This window comes from Polaromonas sp. P1_F8 (assembly GCF_056405635.1).
In genome coordinates this window covers 331,565-347,572 of sequence record NZ_JBFUBS010000003.1, presented here as the reverse complement: position 1 = coordinate 347,572, position 16,008 = coordinate 331,565, and the positions used below count along the sequence as shown (strand labels likewise).

Genomic DNA, 16,008 nt, shown 5'->3' with positions numbered 1-16,008 from the left:
AGGTGAAGGAGCGGCTCAAGACTTGGCCGCGACCTTCACGGCTTTTTCGGTGAGTTCCGACTTGGCGGTCATCTCGACCGGCTGCGGTGTGATCAGCGCACCGGGGCGGATGCGCTGCAGGCCGTTGACGACGATGCGTTCGTTGGCGGCCAGGCCGCTTTTGACCACACGCAAGCCATCGACGGAAGCGCCCAGCATGACTTCGCGGTACATCGCCTTGTTGTCGGCGCCGACCACGAGCACAAACTTCTTGTTCTGGTCGGTGCCGACGGCGCGCTCGTTGATCAGCAATGCCTTGCCTTTGGTGGCCTGGCCCATGCGGATGCGCGCGAACTGGCCGGGAATCAACTGGCCGTCCTTGTTGTCGAACACCGCGCGTGCGCGCACAGTGCCGCTTCGGGCGTCCACCTGGTTGTCGACCAGCTGCAGCTTGCCTTCAAACGGCGTGTCGGCGCTTGCGGCGGTGCCCATCTGCACCGGGATGCGGTCCAGGTTGCGGCCGCCCGCGATACCGGCGTTGGCGCCCTGCACGTCCTTGAGGGCCTTGACCACGACCTGCTCGTCGGCGTCAAAGCTTGCATAGATCGGGCTCACGGACACCAGTGTGGTCAGCACGGGTGCGCCGGGGCCTGCGGCGACCAGGTTGCCCACCGTCACTTCGAGCTTGCCGACGCGGCCGGCCACCGGGGCGCGGACCTGCGAATACCCCAGGCTCAACTGCGCCGTTTGAAGGGCTGCCTGCGCGGCGCGCAGGTTGGCGTCGGCTTCACCCTTGCCGTTGGTGCGCTCGTCAAATTCGCGTTTGGAAATGGCCTGCTCGCCCCACAGGCGCTGTGAGCGCTCGTGTTCGCCTTTGGCCTGGGCCACACGGGCCTGCGCCGCGGCCACCTGGGCTTCGGCGCGCGCCGCTTCGGCGGCATACGGCGCCGGGTCAATCGTCAACAGCAGGTCACCCTTTTTGACCAACGCGCCTTCGCGGAAGTGCACGGCCTGGATGGTGCCGGCCACGCGCGAGCGGATGTCCACGCGCTCGACCGCTTCCAGCCGGCCCGAAAACTCATCCCAGGCGGAGACGTCGCTTTGCACGACGGTGGCCACCGAGACCGGCGTGGCCTGCGGCTCGGCAGGCGCACCCGACTGGGCACGCGTGCCCGAAACGCCGAAGATGACGGCCGTCACGCCCGTCAATGCCAGTACGGCCACGACGGTTGCCAGCAAACGGCGCTTGTTGTTGTGCAGATGAATCGATGTCATGGTGAAACCCCTCAAAAGAAAAGTAAAAAAAGGAACTGTGAAACTCAGGAATGGGTCGCATGCGCGGCCAGCGCATCAGCGAAAAAACGGGTGTACTGCTCATGCAGGACAGGGCCCCACGCAGCCTTGTGGTCGCAAGGCTGCAGATAGCTGCAGGGCCAGCCTGTCGGCACCGGCAACACGGTCTCGTGCGCAACCAGGCCTGCGGCGCGCAGCCGTGCGGCGTAGGCCAGCGTTTCGTCGCGCAGCGGGTCGTCCTGCGCCGTGATGAGCAGCGTCGGTGCCAGGCCGGCCAGGCGGAATGCGGCGCCGGGTGCGGCGTAAGGATGGCTTGCGTCTTCGGCCCGGGGCAGGTATTTGTGCCAGCCGTCGGCCCAGGTGCAGCCCACGGGCCCGGCTTCGGCGTCGCGCAGCGAAGCGGTCGCAAGGCACGGGTCCAGCATGGGCGACATCAGGATCTGCCCCGCCAGAGCCGGCTCATGCTGGTCACGCGCCATCAGCGCCACGGCTGCAGCGATATTGCCACCGGCCTCTTCGCCGGCCACAAAAACCGGCGCACCGACACCGACCAGCTTGTGGCGGGCCTTGGCGGCCCAAACCAGCGCGGCATAACCTATTTCGACTGCATTGGGGAAAGGGTGCTCTGGCGCCAGCGGATAGTCCAGCGACATCACCACTGCGCCGGCTTGGGCCAGCAGCCCGGCTACGCAGGAACCGCCTTCCAGCGACCCGCCCACAAACGCACCGGCGTGGAAATGCACCACCAGGGGTGAAACGCCCGTGCCGCTGCGGCGGCCGTAAAAGCGCACGTCCAGCGGCTTTTTCAGCGCCAGCTGGATCTGTTTTTCCACCCAGGGAGGGGTGTTTTTGTCGGCGCCTGCAGAGACGGGCTGTGGGCTATTCATCATGGCGAGCCGCACGCGGCTCCTCTTTGTTGCAATGCAGCAGAAGATACGCGCGGCAGGTCGCTTAATAAATAGCCGTTTTGTTTATACTTTATTTCACCAGTGCAACAATGAGGGGTAGCAAGCAGGCTTCTCCTCTGAAAATCACGGCCCCCCATGAAAGCTCCCATGAACATCCGAGCGCGGAGTTTCATCCTTCCCTGTGGGGCAAGGTCAATTGGGAGTTGGCAATCCCGGAAAGTTCTCAGGGCTATTTCGCGCCCCGCACCTGAACCGGCTGGGCTGGTCACAATCGCCCCTCGCCGTTTTGCCGATGAGCCCCTGTTGGCAGATGCATCTCTTCCCCGGCAGCCATTTTTAATTACCGCCCCGTATCCCTCTTGCGGCGCCCGCCAGGCAAGGCACGCGCTGACGGCCCTCACCAGAACAGGACTCTTTCATGGATAAATTTTCCGCAATGCAGGCCTTTGTACGGGTTGTGGAGGCCGGCACGTTTACCAAAGCGGCAGATTCCATGGGCATGCCCAAGCCCACGGTGACGCGCCTGATCCAGACACTGGAGCAGTCACTGGACACCAAGCTGCTCAACCGCACCACGCGCAAAGTCACGGTGACGGCCGACGGTGCGGCTTACTACGAGCGCGCGGGCCGCCTTCTGGGGGAAATGGAAGAGCTTGAGTCGAGCATGTCGCGCGCCAAGGCCAGCCCGCGTGGCCGGCTCAAGGTGGACATTCCCTCTTCATTGGGCCTTGCGGTGGTGATTCCGGCGCTACCCGACTTTTATGCGCGCTACCCCGACATCCAGCTGGAGCTTGGCGTAAGCGACCGGCCGATCGACATCCTTGCAGAAAATGTCGACTGCGTGATCCGCGGTGGGCAGATCACCGACCAGTCGCTGGTGGCGCGCCGCATCGGCGAGTTCTATTTGATGTCCTGCGCTTCGCCCGCCTACCTCAAGCGCCACGGTGTACCCCAACACCCGCGCGAGCTGCAGGCGCACAAGCTGATCCGCTATTTTTCGCCGCGCGACGGCAAGCTTTACACCGTCAACCTGCAAAAGGACGGAGAGGTGGTGGAGATCGGCGGGCACCACCAGCTCTCGGTGAATGACTCGAACGCGGGTGTGGCGGCGGCGCTGGCCGGCCTGGGCATCCTGCAGACGCTCACCTTTCTGGTTCAGCACCACATCAGCAGCGGTGCGCTGGAACCCCTGTTCAACGGCTGGTGCTCCGAGGCCAAACCCATCCATGTGGTGTACCCACCCAATCGCCACCTGAGCAACAAGGTGCGTGTGTTTGTCGACTGGATCGCTGACCTGTTCGCCAAACACGACCTGATACAGCGCAAGAGCAGCTTGCCGCAGTAAACGCGGCAGACGACGCGTCAGCCGCTACGCCGACGAATGCGTTGGCATTTCCCGGCGTCCCCAGCTTCCTACAACTGGCGTCATCCGCAGACTACACCGCAGGACACCCCAGGGGAGTAAGGTCAGTGGCTGTCCGGCGTTTTGCGCGCCAGCTTTCATACACTGCCTTTCTTCCCTGCGAAAGACCACCCATGCCAAGACCCAAAGTTGCCGCGCCCGATACCGAGAGCCGAAAGGCACTGGAGCAGCGCGCGCGGGAAGCAGCCATGCCCGCACCGCCCCGTGAAAAAGGCCGCTGGCCATTTCCGGTGCCGGACGACCAGCCCGCCGGCAAGACTGAAGGCCGCCACGAGGAACCGGAAAAGCCGGCCAAGCCAGGAAAGTCCGGCGACTGACTGCCGGATTCTCCATGCATTCTCTTCTCTTCTGTGTCAGCGGCGCGCCAGGACGCGCTTGACCAGCATGGCAACGAACAGCACCAGCGCACCGGCGATCAAGCCTGTGAGTGCGTCCATCAACAGCGGCGTGAGCGCGGCCAGCAAGGCACCTGCTCCGCCAATGGCCGACGCTTTTTGTGCGAGCACTTCGATCGCGTGATGCAGCGGCGCAAAGCCGTGCGTCAGAATGCCGCCACCCACCAGGAACATCGCGATGGTGCCCGCCACAGAAAGGCCTTTCATGAGCCAGGGAGCGGTCAGCAGGATGGCGCGGCCTGCACCGCGCTGCAAGCGGCCCAGGGCGCCGCCGCCTTCACGCCGGCTGAGGTAAAGCCCGCCATCGTCCAGCTTCACGATGCCTGCCACCAGGCCATAAACCCCCACCGTCATCAGAAGGGCGATACCGCCCAGAACAGCCACCTGCGTCACGAAGGGACTGGCCTGCACGGTGCCCAGCGTGATCGCGATGATTTCAGCGGACAGGATGAAGTCGGTGCGGACCGCGCCCTTGATCTTGTCTTTTTCCAGTGCCAGCACGTCTACGTCGGGGTTGGTCAGTGCGGCAGTCAGCGCCTCATGCTCGGCCGCCTGTTCGTCTGCGCTGTGCATGAATTTATGCGCAAGTTTTTCAAACCCCTCGTAACAAAGAAATGCACCGCCTACCATCAGCAGCGGCGTGACGGCCCACGGTATGAACGCGCTGATGGCCAGCGCAGCCGGCACCAGGATGGCCTTGTTGACGAAGGAACCTTTGGCCACAGCCCAGACTACCGGCAACTCCCGGTCTGCCTTGACACCTGAGACCTGCTGGGCGTTGAGCGCCAGGTCATCACCCAGCACGCCGGCGGTTTTCTTGGCGGCCACCTTGGAAAGCAGCGCTACGTCATCAAGGATGGTGGCGATGTCGTCGATCAAGGCGAGAAGGCTGCTGGCCATATGTAGGTTCCGTGTGCCGGCGCAAGGCCGAAGGGGGTGAGCAAAGCTTGCAAAGCCCGGCCGTGATGAGGCCGGGCCGGCAGGAGTCCGATGCTGCCGTTATGCGTTGTGGTAGCACCGAAGGGGAAGGCTTACTGTACCCAAATCCAGCGCAACAAAAAGCCGCCTCACGGGCGGCTCTGGACGGGCGTTTATGCGCCAGGCATTCAGCGTGCCGTGAGCCGTCCCAGGATAAAGCCCAGGGCCAGGGCGGCACCGACAGCCTCCAGGGGCCTTTCCTGGACCCACGACTTCGAGGCATCAATGGCCCGGCCTGGCGCTTCAGTCACCCGGCGGGTCTGGTCGGCAAAGCGGTCAGCCACAGTGCTGGCACCGCTGGCCAGCTTGTCGACGCCTTCGTGCGCGGCGGAAGACGCGCGGTCTACCGCACTGCGGGCCGGCTCAGCCACCTTGTCAATGCCGCTGTGGAGCGCTGCTCCGGCAGACTCGACGCCGCGCTGCAGGGGATTGTCAGTACCGGAAGCCGTACCGGTGGAGGCTGTGGTTTTGTCCATGATGCTTCTTTCAAAAAAATTCCGCAAAATACCTCTGCGATCCATCTGTGTCCCGGCGATGACGGTTATATGGTTGGTCATCCAGAGGTGTCTGCCGACATTAAGCGGCGGCAGGCATGCTGACTGTGCGCAGCGGGATACGCTGCATGTAGGACAAGAGAGTGTTGTGCGTGCCGCGCGGTTGTCGGCCCACACTGACAGGAAAAAGGCCGCTTGGCTTGGCAGCCCCTGTCGCGGTTGCCCGCATCATCGTCCTGAACTCACAAGCCAAAGGCATCCAGGCCAGGCACCGTTGATAAACGCCCTTCCAACGTTTTTGAAACTCCAAGGAGAAGCACAATGCCCAGAATTGGACGACCCGCCCTCAGAACCGGCGCAACCGACAACGGCCAGCCGCGTAACGGCCCACCCGAGGAAGGTCTGGATGAAGACGACGCACTGGAGTTGCCGGTGGAGCCCGACGAAGGGATGCCGCTGATTCCTGATGATGATGAGCGGGTGGTGAATGTGCCGTCGTGAGATGGCGCTCTTAAGGCCTGGTTTGTTCTGTCGTTGCGCTTTTTGCTGAGGGTGGCTGGCCGGGGGTTGCCCGGCATGCAACTCACTTTCTTTTGCTTCGCCAAAAGAAAGTAAGCAAAGAAAAGGCGACCCTGGTTCCCGCGTCCCTTCGCTGCGCTACGGGCAACCTGCGGTGCTCGGTCCAGCCGGGGTCAAAAACAACTCGCTTCGCTCAAACAAGTTTTTGCCCTGATCCGCCTGGCCCTGCGCTCCTCGGCGCATCCACAAGGGGGTGAAGACAGGAATACCAAACAGCCAATAACCGAATACCAGAACTCGAACACCTGAAGAAACAAGGACACGCCATGGCGTGTCCTTGTCGGTATTGGAGTTGGTATTTGTCTTCGGTCCCCGCTCCCGTCAGCCCCTTCTGTCTGCGCCGAGGAGCGCAGGGCCAGGCGGATCAGGGATCGCGATTGTCTGAGCGAAGTGCAACGTAGCGAGTTCGAGCGAGACCCCGCCTGAACCGAGCACCGCAGGTTGCCCGTAGCGAAGCGGAGGGACGCAGACAGCAGGGTCGCCTTTTCTTTTGCTTACTTTTCTTTTGGCGAAGCAAAAGAAAAGTGAGTAGCTGCCGGGCTACCCCCGGCCAGCCACCCTCAGCGAAGAGCGCACCGCCGGAGCAAGAGCCGGCCTAGCTCAGACGAATGTCAGACGCTCAATCAACCACCCGCTTGAGCCGGATCTCTTCCAGCTTGGCACTGCCAAAAGCCACAGTCTTGAGCGATGGCATCTCGCGCTTGAACCCCGCAGCGTGTTCATAAAAGCGCAGCGCACGCTCATTGCGCAACAGCACCCACAATGTGACCTGCGTGCAACCCTCTTCTTTCAGGCCCTCGCGCGCACCGTCCCACAGGGCCAGGCCTGCGCCCTTGCCCCAATGTTCTGGCAGCACATACAGCGCCCAGATCTCACCCACTGTTGATTTGGTGCCGGCATCGCGGGAACGGTCAAAGCCGACGAAGCCCACGATCTCATCTCCGTCCGTGGCCACCAGCAGTTGCGGCTCGCTGAATTCGATGGCTTCGCGCCAGTAAGGCAGGCGTTTTTCTACCGTGATCTTGCCGAGGTAGTCCTCGGGCATGAGGTCTTTATAAGCGGCCTGCCAGGTGGCGACATGAATTTCGGCAATGGTTTTGGCATCGCGGGGCGTAGCGGGACGGACGGAATAGCTGGACATGAAAAAAATCGCTTGTGAATCGGTGCGGGAAATGATCGGGGGAGCAGAATTGTCGCCCAAATCGCCTCCCACCCGGCAATACATTCGCTTCACGGCGGTCCGGCGGCAGGATGAATGCCCGGCTAGTGACTTTGGCGTCGGGTACATTCGTCGCACCCTAACACTTACAAGCGCTTGCAAATCATGGCCCAAGGTATTCAGTTTCCCCTGCAAATGTCCTTCAAACTCATCGCCTTTGCGCCGCAGTTTCTGGTCAAGGACGCGCACAGCCAGCCGGTGGCGTATGTCAAACAAAAACTCTTCAAGCTCAAGGAAGCCATCACGGTTTTCACCGATGAAAAACAGGACCGGCAGCTCTACCAGATCAAGGCGGACCGGATTATCGATTTTTCGGCGCTGTACCACTTCACCGATACCCAGGGCGCGGCGCTGGGCGGCATCAAGCGTCGCGGCATGCGCTCCATGTGGAGAGCCGGTTTTGACGTGCAGGACAACGGTGTCACCCACTTCAGCATCAACGAGAAAAGCGTGATGACGCGTTTTCTTGACGGCCTCTTCAGCCAGATTCCGGTGATCGGCATGTTTTCGGGCTACCTGTTCCATCCCGCCTACCAGGTGACGAGACCCGATGGCACACTGGTGGCCGAGCTCACCAAGCAGCCCGCCCTGTTTGAGGGCCGGTTCACCGCCGAACGGATGGCCCCTCTCAATGAACGCGAAGAGCAGCAGTTGTTGCTGTCCCTGATGACCGTGCTGCTGCTGGAGCGCCTGCGCGGCTAGCGCTGGCAGCTTCCCGCAACCCGAGGCAGCGATGGACGACCCGGCCCACCCTGGCGATCCGGCGAATGCGGTTCTGTTCAGCGTCCAGCTGAACCCGGAAGGGGTGCATTTCAGCGCCTCGCCGTCCCTGCCGATCCTGCAATCGGCGCTCCAGGCCGGCGTGGCGATGGACAGTTCGTGCAGAAACGGCACCTGCCGCACCTGCATCCGCCGGCTGGCCAACGGGCAGGTGGCTTACCGCATCGAATGGCCGGGCCTGAGCGCCGAGGAAAAGCAGACGGGCTACATCCTGCCCTGTGTCGCGTACCCACTGTCGGATGTGGTGATCGGGCCAGGGGATTGAACTGGCGGGATCTGCCGTAGACCCACGGGCAAAGCCCCGGGCGACGCGGCGCCGTCGCCCAGCGCACGCTGCATCAGCACCGTGTCCACCCACTGGCCGAACTTGTAGCCGACACTGCCCAGCGTGCCGATACGGGCAAAGCCCAAAGCCTCGTGCACCCTGAGCGAGCCCGTGTTGGCGCTGTTGCCGACCACGCCCACCATTTGCCGGAAACCGCGCTGCTCGCACTGGCGGATCAGCTCACGCAGCAGGGCGCTGCCAATGCCGGACTGGCGCATGCCGGGCGCGACGTAAATCGAGTCTTCCACCGTATGGCGATAGGCCGGCCGCGAACGGTAGGCACTGCCATAGGCATACCCCACCACCTCTGCGTTGCGATGCGCCACCAGGTAGGGGTAGCCGCCCTGCAGGATGTCAGCGCGGCGCGAGAGCATCTGAGCGACGCTGGGCGGCTCCAGCTCAAACGTCGCCAGGTTGGTGGCCACGTAGTGCGCGTATATCGCCTGGATTGCCTCCATATGGCTTTCGGCACAGGGACCGATCACCAGGGAACCCCGAGTTTCAGAGGAAGGATCGGGGCGGGTGGCCTGGGGTATGGGTGTGAGGTGCATGCCGCTATGGTTGCGCAACGGCATGCATAAGTAAATATGTCAAAACTTATCAGGTTGATTAGAATTTCTTTGCATGCTCAACCTGGACCACCTGCGCACCTACGCCCTCATCGTTGAAACCGGGAGCTTTTCCGGTGCGGCCGAAAGGCTGGGCCTTTCACAGCCCGCCGTCAGCCTGCAAATCAGGCAGCTGGAGCAGAAGCTGGGCGTGCGCCTGATCGAACGCGTGGCGCGCCGCGCAACGCCCACACCCGCAGGGCTTGACCTGATGGAAGAAATCCAGCATGTCAACACCGCCGTAGACGGCGTCATGGCCGCCATGGCTTCCCACTCCTCGAATGTGGCCGGCCGCATCACGCTGGGCATTGGCGCCACGGCCTGCCTTTATTTCCTGCCGCAAATCCTGCGCTCATTGAGGCTGCGGTTTCCCAATCTGAGCGTGGTGGTCAGCACGGGCAACACGGCCGACTTCGTCAAGGCGGTGGAAGGCAACATGCTGGACCTGGCGCTGGTCACGCTGCCCGTCAAACGGCGCGCGCTGGCGGTGACACCGTTGTTCAACGATGAGTTTGTGGCCATCGCACCCAAGCGTGATGCCGCCATGCCCGCCAGGATCACGCCGGCCGTCCTGGCAAAGCGCGAGCTGGTGCTGTTCGAGCCGGCGGCCAACACCCGCGTGATCATCGACCAGTGGTTTCAGGATGCGGGCCACGCTCCCAAACCCATCATGGAACTGGGCAGCGTCGAAGCCATCAAGGAAATGGTGGCGGCCGGCCTGGGCTGCAGCATCCTGCCCGCAATGGCGGTCACCGGCCCGGGACAGCATGCCGAACTCGTGGTCCACCCGTTGTACCCACGGCTGCAAAGGACGCTGGCCTTGATCATGCGCAACGACAAACCGGTGAACAAGGCCCTGCACCAGGTGATTGCCGCCATTTCACAGCGGGCGGGCGCCGAGCCGCGCCAGCCGGGCTCCCGGCCTTCCCCGCAAAACAACAAGCTGTAGCACGCCTGTCAAACAACTGTGCAAGGATGGGCGGATGCTCCCTCCGCCACTGAATAGCGCAGCCGACAGCCCGCGCAGCCTTCACAGTCCCTACAGCCTCACGCCGGCGCGGGATGCGGCGGCCAGCTTTTCGGAGATGGAAGAGCTCAAGACAATTTTGCTGGCAGGCAGCGCGCACTTTGACGTGGCCGTTGTGGCCGAAGCGCATACTGCCGGCCCGTCTTTTCCGCTGTATGTGGCGGGCATCGGCTCCCGCGACCCTGCGGCGCCCGCGGTCGGTTTCTTCGGCGGCATCCATGGACTGGAACGCATCGGCACGCAGCTGGTTTTGCATTACATGCGGGCGTTGCTGTTTCGCCTGGAGTGGGACGAGTTGCTGCACCGGCAACTCGAAAAGATCCGGCTGGTGTTCATGCCCATCGTGAACCCCGGCGGCATGTGGGCGCACAAGCGCGCCAACCCCCAGGGCGTGGACCTGATGCGCAATGCCCCCCACAAGGCCGACGCCCGTGTGCCCTTCCTGGCCGGCGGGCAAACCGTGAGCCCCCGGCTTCCCTGGTACTGCGGAAGGCCCGGCATGCCGATGGAAGTGGAAAGCGCGGCCGTACTGCAAGTGGTGCGGGAACAACTGGCCAGCCGGCCCTTCAGCCTGGCACTGGACTGCCATTCGGGCTACGGCTTTGAGGACAGCCTGTGGTTTCCGTACGCCAGGACGCGCCGGCTGATGCCGCACCTGCCGGAGATGTTTGCACTGCGGACCATGCTCGAGCAGTCGCACCCGCACCACGCCTACAGCTTCGAGCCGCAAAGCAACCAGTACCTGCTGCACGGCGACCTTTGGGACCACGCCTACGACCGCGCGCCGGCGGAGAACATCTTTTTGCCGATGACGCTGGAGCTGGGCTCGTGGTTATGGATACGCAAGAACCCGCGCCAGCTGTTTTCGCGCCACGGCATTTTCAACCCCATCAAGGCTCATCGCACGCGGCGCGTGCTGCGCCGCCACGCGGACCTGCTGGATTTCCTGACACGCGCCGCATTCTCCGCGCCGCGCTGGCTGCCTTCGGGCGAACAGCGCGTGCAACTCGCACGGCTTGCCGCGGCGCACTGGCGCCCGCGCAGGGTGTTGTGACATGACCTGGGTGTTGCTCAGGGGCCTGACCCGCGAAGCGCGGCACTGGGGAGATTTCCCGCTGCAGTTGCAGGAAGCCACAGGCCGCAGCCCCGGCCAGGTCATCACGCTGGATTTGCCCGGCAACGGTAAATGGTCCGGGCAGCGCTCCCCACTTTCTGTGGAGAAAATGGTCGAGGCGGTGCGCCGGCAACTGGCGGCGCAGGGCGTACGGCCGCCCTACGCAGTGCTGGCGATGTCCCTGGGCGGCATGGCGGCGGCCAGTTGGGCACAACGCTACCCGGACGAAATTTCGCGGCTGGTGCTTGTCAACACCAGCATGCGGCCCCACGCACATTTTGCGCAGCGCCTGCGGCCCCGCAGTTGGCTGACACTGCTGGCGATGGCTTCGCACTGGCGGAACATTGATGCCGTGGAACAAAAAGTCCATGAACTCACCTGCAAGCGCCAGGAGCAAAGGCAGCAGGATCTCACGCAGTGGCGCTTCATCCGCCAAAGCGCACCTGTGAGCGCAGCCAACGCAGCGCGGCAATTATGGGCAGCCACCCGGTTCACCTGCGCACCTCTTGCGCCGCGTTGCCCGGTGCTGGTCCTGTCTTCAGCCGGCGATGCCCTTGTCAGCCCGGCCTGTTCCGCGCAGCTTGCCCGTGCCTGGCAAACATCGCACCGGGAGCACCCCTGGGCAGGGCATGACCTGCCGCACGACGACCCGCGCTGGGTGTGCCAGCACGTGGCGCTATGGGACAACGCCTGCGCATGAATGGTTCCAGCCCTGCGGGCTGCGTGCCAGCGGGGCGGGACAAATAAGACCCGGCACGGGACAAAAACATCCCACCCCGTCAGGTAACGCAGCGACTGGGTTGGGGTGATATTCCTCTTCGAACGCAAGGGACAAATTGGTCCCGCAGCTCCTGTTTTCTGCGCCAAATACCTTTTGGATTCATGCACTTGCACGCGCTGCTCACCTGGCACAGGGTTTGCGAAGCTTTGCGGCAAAAGGAGCGCAGCCCACACCATGGCAGACCAAAGGATCAAACGGCACGTTTATCTTCCCGGCCTGGCGGCCTTCGACACCGGCCACCGCAAGGCAGCGGTGATGGAAATGGGACACACCGGTGCCAACAACGAGTTCAAACCAGGCACGGTTTTTGTCGACAACATCGAAGCCCAGCGCGCGGTGCGTGCGCACTACGAGGAACGCCATGCCAGCGTGATGGACAAGCTGCTCGCCGGCAACCTGACGATTCCGCAAAAGCAGCAACTGCAGCGCGAATACCGCGGTTTGAGCTCAGCGATCCGCAACGTCAGGGTCGTGCAGCCCGGCATGGCGCCGTACAACAACCGGGAAAACGGCCCCGCCGATGTTCTGTTCGTCAAGGGCCACGGCAGCCCGCGCAATCCCAACTCCATCACCACCGTGGCAACGCCGGTGGATGAAGACGAACACCACCCGCCGGGCCTGTTCGAGCAGGCAACAAAGGTCAACATCAAGCGCGGCTACAAGATGACGCACACGGCGCAGGACATTGGGACTGCGGTGCACAATATTGCCAATTCCGTGAACAGCCCGGGCCTGGACGTCCGGCTGACATCCTGTGGCAGCGCCGGTACGGTGTCGCGCGACCACGTGGCCATCGGCCCGCGCAATTTGGCCCAGACCTTTGCCGGGCAGGTTTCTGCCACGCTGGATGCCCAGCACGCCGATCCGCGTGTACGCGTCAGCGGGTTCCAGGGCGACAGCAACTCCACATTGCCCAGCCGGCAGGGCGCCGACGATGGTTTCGTCACGAAGATCAAGGAAAAACCCGAAAACCCCAACAACCTGCACCACTTTGTCGATGCCATGGAACGGCAGACAGCCAAGCTCGGGCCCTTGCATGAAGCACTTGAACCCATCAAGCAACCCCTGCGTGAAGTGGCGGTGGCGACCAGGCTGAAAGCAAACTTGCCGATGCCCCCGATAGCGTCCCTTGGTGTCGCACCTGCAATGCATGCAAATATGCGGCCTTTCACCAAAATTGTGACCACCGACAACGTCAATACCCAGCGCGTGGCGACCGGAACCCGGACGGCCGCGCTGACACCGATTGACAGGCACTAGGGCGGCACCACGTCCTCCGGGTCCTGTACTTCTTGTAGCGCCAAGGTAACCAGCAACTGAGGTTTGACAAGACTGGGGCTTTTAGACGCCACCGGATGCCTTCGTGACGGCCCTGGTGCAAAATCGGCTGTCTCCCGCCGACACCATGAACAAGCCCAACCCACCTGCTGCCAGCACAGCGCTACACGACACTGCGGCGGCCGAGCCACTTGCAGGTGCCACCACCCGCCGCAACCGGCGCATCTGGGCATTGGCGCTGGGCACCACCGCCGCCATCTGGCAACTGGACCCCGCCCTGACTGAAATGGCGGAAATGATCGGCATGATTGCCTGTGCCGGTAACAAGACCCTGGCCCGGGACGCCATCATGCAGATGCGGGCGAAAGCCGACGCGCTGCGTGCACAGATTCCGCCCTTGCCGGGCAGCGCATTGACCAAGGTGGTCCGGCGCGCGGAAGCAGCCTGCGGTGCGGTGCTGGACAAAGGCGTGCGCGTGAAGGAAGTGCAGACCAGCTGGGACCATTTTCTGGCCTGCGTCCGCGCGTTGCAGGATCCTCGCAAGTAGAGGCGCAAACCCGGCTCCCGCCAGCCGTGCGATTTACGACTGGGACTCTACTGTGGGGCCAGCGCCCCGTCATTTCACCCGTTTTTCATCCGATACGTTTTTCTGGAGGACACCTGATGCTGACACCGGCCACCCATGTGCGGCATGATGGCCCCATGAACCCAAGATCTTTCCCACGCTTTTGCAAGCGTGTGCTGGCCGCGCGGCTGTTGTGGGCCGGCCTTGCATTTGCCATGGCGGGTGCCGCCCAGGCAGCCCCGCCGCCGTTTGAAGACACCATCGCGCAGCGCACCATGGCCTGCACGGCCTGCCACGGGCCCCAGGGCCGGGCAGCACCCGACGGCTATTACCCACGCCTGGCGGGAAAACCGGCGGGCTACCTGTACAACCAGCTGCTGAACTTTCGCGACGGGCGCCGCCACTACGGCCTCATGACGCAGCTGATCGAACCGCTCAGCGACACCTACCTGATGGAGATTGCGCAATACTTCTCCCAACTCGAAGTCCCCTATCCCGCACCCCTGCCCGCTGCCGCATCGCCCGAGGCCATGCGCCATGGACAGCAGCTGGTCATGCAGGGCGACGCCGCGCGCCAGCTGCCGGCCTGCGTGCAGTGCCACGGCCAGGCCATGACCGGCGTGGCGCCTGCCATTCCGGGCCTGCTGGGGCTGCCACGTGACTACCTCAATGCACAGCTGGGCGCCTGGAAGGCCGGGCAGCGCCGCGCGCATGCGCCGGACTGCATGAAAAATGTGGTGGAAAAACTCACCCCGGAAGACATCAATGCCGTCGCCAGCTGGGTGGCGGCGCAGCCCCTGCCGGCGAGCACCAAACCGGCCACCACGCTGCCAGCGCTCACACCCGGCGCTGTGGCCATCACCTGCGGCAGTGCGGCAGACATGCCCGCTGTGCCGGCTTTGTCCATCAGGAAAACGCAAAAATGAAGACCCTCCTCAAATGGGCGGTGGGCCTTTCCACCCTGGCAGCCGCCGCGGTTTTACTGGTATGGGCGCTGAATGTGCGCGACGAAGTCGACGTGAAGGCGCCTGTGGCTACCGCGGCCCCCAGCGACAGCCTGATTGCCCGGGGTGCCTACCTGGCGCGCGCTGGCAACTGCCAGACCTGCCACACCGTGCAAGGCGGCCAGGCCTATGCGGGCGGACGCGGCATCGCCACGCCGTTTGGCACAGTGTTCACCTCCAACCTCACGCCCGATGACAAAACCGGAATCGGCACCTGGTCATCCGCCCATTTCTGGCGCGCCATGCACAACGGCCGCTCCAAAAACGGCCGCCTGCTCTACCCGGCCTTCCCCTACACCAGCTACACGCAGGTCACGCGTGAAGACTCGGATGCGCTGTTTGCCTACTTGCGCAGCTTGCCCGCTGCGGTGCAGCCCAACCAGCCCCATGCGCTGCGCTTTCCCTACCAGTCGCAGGCCGCGCTTGCGGTGTGGCGCGCCCTTTACTTCAGCCCCGGCGTGTACCAACCGGACGCCGCACGCAGTGCCGACTGGAACCGCGGGGCCTACCTGGTCAAGGGCCTGGGGCACTGTGCGGCCTGCCACACCGCGCGCAATGCGCTGGGCGCCAGCGACACCGGGCTGGACCTGGCTGGCGGGCTGATCCCCATGCAGAACTGGTATGCACCCTCGCTGACCTCGCCGTATGAAGCGGGCGTGGGCGACTGGGACAGGCAGCACATCGTGAGCCTTCTGAAGAACGGCGTCTCACCACGCGCCTCGGTCACCGGCCCCATGGCTGAAGTCGTCCAGCGCAGCACGCAATATTTGAGCGACGCCGACCTCGGCGCGATGGCGCAGTTCCTCAAAGAGCTGCCGCCCTCACACACCACGCACCCGGAGCCGACCCCCATCAAAACGCAGGGCGAGTCGGTGGAACGCGCCGCCAAACTCTATGAACAGCACTGCGCCCAGTGCCACGGCACCAAGGGCGAAGGCATTGCCAATGCCTACCCGGCGCTGGCAGGCAACCGCGCCGTCACCATGAGCCAGGCCGTGAACCTGGTGCAGATCGTGCTGAATGGCGGCTACGCCCCGGCCACCGCCGGCAACCCGCGCCCCTTTGGCATGCCGCCCTTCGTGCTGGTGCTGAACGACGCCGACATGGCGCTGGTGCTGACGCATGTCCGCCAGTCATGGGGCAACCGGGCAAGTGAAATCACGCCGGTGGAGGTGAATCGGATACGGGCGAATTCGGGGCGGTAGACGGATCAGTGCGTTTCGTCTGCGAGGCGGGGCGCAATGGTCGTAATCTGAAT

The 16,008-nt window shown here is 63.6% G+C and carries 18 protein-coding genes; 12 read left to right on the top strand and 6 right to left on the bottom strand.

From position 1 onward, the window contains the following. Window positions 1-15: 15 nt before the first annotated feature. Together AC1D1J_RS13480 and AC1D1J_RS13475 are read right to left on the bottom strand one after the other, a co-directional pair. On the bottom strand, window positions 16-1,254 hold the full coding sequence (locus tag AC1D1J_RS13480) for an efflux RND transporter periplasmic adaptor subunit (RefSeq protein WP_477694915.1): 1,239 nt from the start codon (window positions 1,252-1,254) through the stop codon (window positions 16-18). A 44-nt stretch (window positions 1,255-1,298) separates the two neighbouring features. After that, window positions 1,299-2,162 carry an alpha/beta hydrolase gene (locus tag AC1D1J_RS13475; protein ID WP_477694914.1) on the bottom strand — a complete coding sequence of 288 codons (864 nt, stop codon included), beginning with the start codon at window positions 2,160-2,162 and terminating at the stop codon, window positions 1,299-1,301. Window positions 2,163-2,598: 436 nt separating this feature from the next. Here AC1D1J_RS13475 and AC1D1J_RS13470 point away from each other — a divergent pair, with 436 nt between their 5' ends. Continuing rightward, window positions 2,599-3,525: a LysR family transcriptional regulator gene (locus tag AC1D1J_RS13470; RefSeq protein WP_457279192.1), complete on the top strand. Its 927-nt coding sequence runs from the start codon at window positions 2,599-2,601 to the stop codon at window positions 3,523-3,525. Window positions 3,526-3,716: 191 nt separating this feature from the next. Beyond that, complete coding sequence (locus AC1D1J_RS13465; RefSeq protein ID WP_477671484.1) at window positions 3,717-3,920, top strand: hypothetical protein; 204 nt, start codon at window positions 3,717-3,719, stop codon at window positions 3,918-3,920. 36 nt (window positions 3,921-3,956) lie between these two features. Here the strand turns inward: AC1D1J_RS13465 and AC1D1J_RS13460 are convergent, their stop codons facing one another. Continuing rightward, window positions 3,957-4,898 carry a DUF808 domain-containing protein gene (locus tag AC1D1J_RS13460; RefSeq protein ID WP_477694913.1) on the bottom strand — a complete coding sequence of 314 codons (942 nt, stop codon included), beginning with the start codon at window positions 4,896-4,898 and terminating at the stop codon, window positions 3,957-3,959. 206 nt (window positions 4,899-5,104) lie between these two features. Beyond that, window positions 5,105-5,452 (bottom strand): ElaB/YgaM/YqjD family protein, encoded by a 348-nt coding sequence (locus tag AC1D1J_RS13455; protein ID WP_457279195.1) that lies wholly within the window; start codon window positions 5,450-5,452, stop codon window positions 5,105-5,107. A gap of 339 nt (window positions 5,453-5,791) precedes the next feature. On the opposite strand from AC1D1J_RS13455, the gene AC1D1J_RS13450 reads away from it, so the two are divergent. Next, window positions 5,792-5,971 carry a hypothetical protein gene (locus AC1D1J_RS13450; protein ID WP_457279196.1) on the top strand — a complete coding sequence of 60 codons (180 nt, stop codon included), beginning with the start codon at window positions 5,792-5,794 and terminating at the stop codon, window positions 5,969-5,971. 697 nt (window positions 5,972-6,668) lie between these two features. Here AC1D1J_RS13450 and AC1D1J_RS13445 read toward each other — a convergent pair. Further along, window positions 6,669-7,190 carry an N-acetyltransferase family protein gene (locus AC1D1J_RS13445; RefSeq protein WP_477671480.1) on the bottom strand — a complete coding sequence of 174 codons (522 nt, stop codon included), beginning with the start codon at window positions 7,188-7,190 and terminating at the stop codon, window positions 6,669-6,671. Window positions 7,191-7,373: 183 nt separating this feature from the next. Here AC1D1J_RS13445 and AC1D1J_RS13440 point away from each other — a divergent pair, with 183 nt between their 5' ends. Then, entirely contained in the window at window positions 7,374-7,970 is a 597-nt protein-coding gene (locus AC1D1J_RS13440; protein ID WP_477687852.1) for an LURP-one-related family protein, read from the top strand. 31 nt (window positions 7,971-8,001) lie between these two features. Further along, on the top strand, window positions 8,002-8,313 hold the full coding sequence (locus tag AC1D1J_RS13435; RefSeq protein ID WP_457279199.1) for a 2Fe-2S iron-sulfur cluster-binding protein: 312 nt from the start codon (window positions 8,002-8,004) through the stop codon (window positions 8,311-8,313). Here the strand turns inward: AC1D1J_RS13435 and AC1D1J_RS13430 are convergent. Then, a complete protein-coding gene (locus AC1D1J_RS13430; RefSeq protein WP_477694912.1) occupies window positions 8,253-8,924 on the bottom strand; it encodes an N-acetyltransferase family protein in 672 nt (223 codons plus the stop codon). The genes AC1D1J_RS13435 and AC1D1J_RS13430 overlap by 61 nt on opposite strands. Before the next feature lie 73 nt (window positions 8,925-8,997). Between AC1D1J_RS13430 and AC1D1J_RS13425 the strand changes: the two genes are divergently transcribed. From AC1D1J_RS13425 to AC1D1J_RS13395, 7 genes are all read left to right on the top strand, one after another. After that, window positions 8,998-9,930 carry a LysR family transcriptional regulator gene (locus AC1D1J_RS13425; RefSeq protein ID WP_477666325.1) on the top strand — a complete coding sequence of 311 codons (933 nt, stop codon included), beginning with the start codon at window positions 8,998-9,000 and terminating at the stop codon, window positions 9,928-9,930. 34 nt (window positions 9,931-9,964) lie between these two features. After that, window positions 9,965-11,062, top strand: a complete 1,098-nt coding sequence (locus AC1D1J_RS13420; protein ID WP_477694911.1) for a M14 family zinc carboxypeptidase — start codon at window positions 9,965-9,967, stop codon at window positions 11,060-11,062. 1 nt (window position 11,063) lies between these two features. Further along, complete coding sequence (locus AC1D1J_RS13415) at window positions 11,064-11,822, top strand: alpha/beta fold hydrolase (protein WP_477694910.1); 759 nt, start codon at window positions 11,064-11,066, stop codon at window positions 11,820-11,822. A 255-nt stretch (window positions 11,823-12,077) separates the two neighbouring features. Further along, window positions 12,078-13,163, top strand: coding sequence for a hypothetical protein (locus AC1D1J_RS13410; RefSeq protein ID WP_457279203.1), 1,086 nt, complete (start codon window positions 12,078-12,080; stop codon window positions 13,161-13,163). A 145-nt stretch (window positions 13,164-13,308) separates the two neighbouring features. Further along, window positions 13,309-13,728 carry a hypothetical protein gene (locus AC1D1J_RS13405; protein ID WP_457279204.1) on the top strand — a complete coding sequence of 140 codons (420 nt, stop codon included), beginning with the start codon at window positions 13,309-13,311 and terminating at the stop codon, window positions 13,726-13,728. Window positions 13,729-13,844: 116 nt separating this feature from the next. After that, on the top strand, window positions 13,845-14,672 hold the full coding sequence (locus AC1D1J_RS13400; protein WP_477694909.1) for a c-type cytochrome: 828 nt from the start codon (window positions 13,845-13,847) through the stop codon (window positions 14,670-14,672). After that, window positions 14,669-15,955: a c-type cytochrome gene (locus AC1D1J_RS13395; RefSeq protein ID WP_477694908.1), complete on the top strand. Its 1,287-nt coding sequence runs from the start codon at window positions 14,669-14,671 to the stop codon at window positions 15,953-15,955. The genes AC1D1J_RS13400 and AC1D1J_RS13395 overlap by 4 nt, the downstream gene beginning before the upstream one ends. The last annotated feature ends 53 nt before the right edge of the window (window positions 15,956-16,008 follow it).

Excerpts from the sequence above, each read along its gene's own strand:
- AC1D1J_RS13455 (WP_457279195.1), bottom strand. The coding sequence starts at position 5,452 with ATGGACAAAACCACAGCCTCCACCGGTACGGCTTCCGGTACTGACAAT.
- AC1D1J_RS13445 (WP_477671480.1), bottom strand. The coding sequence starts at position 7,190 with ATGTCCAGCTATTCCGTCCGTCCCGCTACGCCCCGCGATGCCAAAACC.
- AC1D1J_RS13480 (WP_477694915.1), bottom strand. The coding sequence starts at position 1,254 with ATGACATCGATTCATCTGCACAACAACAAGCGCCGTTTGCTGGCAACC.
- AC1D1J_RS13435 (WP_457279199.1), top strand. The coding sequence starts at position 8,002 with ATGGACGACCCGGCCCACCCTGGCGATCCGGCGAATGCGGTTCTGTTC.
- AC1D1J_RS13430 (WP_477694912.1), bottom strand. The coding sequence starts at position 8,924 with ATGCACCTCACACCCATACCCCAGGCCACCCGCCCCGATCCTTCCTCT.
- AC1D1J_RS13420 (WP_477694911.1), top strand. The coding sequence starts at position 9,965 with ATGCTCCCTCCGCCACTGAATAGCGCAGCCGACAGCCCGCGCAGCCTT.
- AC1D1J_RS13440 (WP_477687852.1), top strand. The coding sequence starts at position 7,374 with ATGGCCCAAGGTATTCAGTTTCCCCTGCAAATGTCCTTCAAACTCATC.
- AC1D1J_RS13415 (WP_477694910.1), top strand. The coding sequence starts at position 11,064 with ATGACCTGGGTGTTGCTCAGGGGCCTGACCCGCGAAGCGCGGCACTGG.
- AC1D1J_RS13405 (WP_457279204.1), top strand. The coding sequence starts at position 13,309 with ATGAACAAGCCCAACCCACCTGCTGCCAGCACAGCGCTACACGACACT.
- AC1D1J_RS13410 (WP_457279203.1), top strand. The coding sequence starts at position 12,078 with ATGGCAGACCAAAGGATCAAACGGCACGTTTATCTTCCCGGCCTGGCG.
- AC1D1J_RS13425 (WP_477666325.1), top strand. The coding sequence starts at position 8,998 with ATGCTCAACCTGGACCACCTGCGCACCTACGCCCTCATCGTTGAAACC.
- AC1D1J_RS13470 (WP_457279192.1), top strand. The coding sequence starts at position 2,599 with ATGGATAAATTTTCCGCAATGCAGGCCTTTGTACGGGTTGTGGAGGCC.
- AC1D1J_RS13395 (WP_477694908.1), top strand. The coding sequence starts at position 14,669 with ATGAAGACCCTCCTCAAATGGGCGGTGGGCCTTTCCACCCTGGCAGCC.
- AC1D1J_RS13460 (WP_477694913.1), bottom strand. The coding sequence starts at position 4,898 with ATGGCCAGCAGCCTTCTCGCCTTGATCGACGACATCGCCACCATCCTT.
- AC1D1J_RS13400 (WP_477694909.1), top strand. The coding sequence starts at position 13,845 with ATGCTGACACCGGCCACCCATGTGCGGCATGATGGCCCCATGAACCCA.
- AC1D1J_RS13465 (WP_477671484.1), top strand. The coding sequence starts at position 3,717 with ATGCCAAGACCCAAAGTTGCCGCGCCCGATACCGAGAGCCGAAAGGCA.
- AC1D1J_RS13450 (WP_457279196.1), top strand. The coding sequence starts at position 5,792 with ATGCCCAGAATTGGACGACCCGCCCTCAGAACCGGCGCAACCGACAAC.
- AC1D1J_RS13475 (WP_477694914.1), bottom strand. The coding sequence starts at position 2,162 with ATGATGAATAGCCCACAGCCCGTCTCTGCAGGCGCCGACAAAAACACC.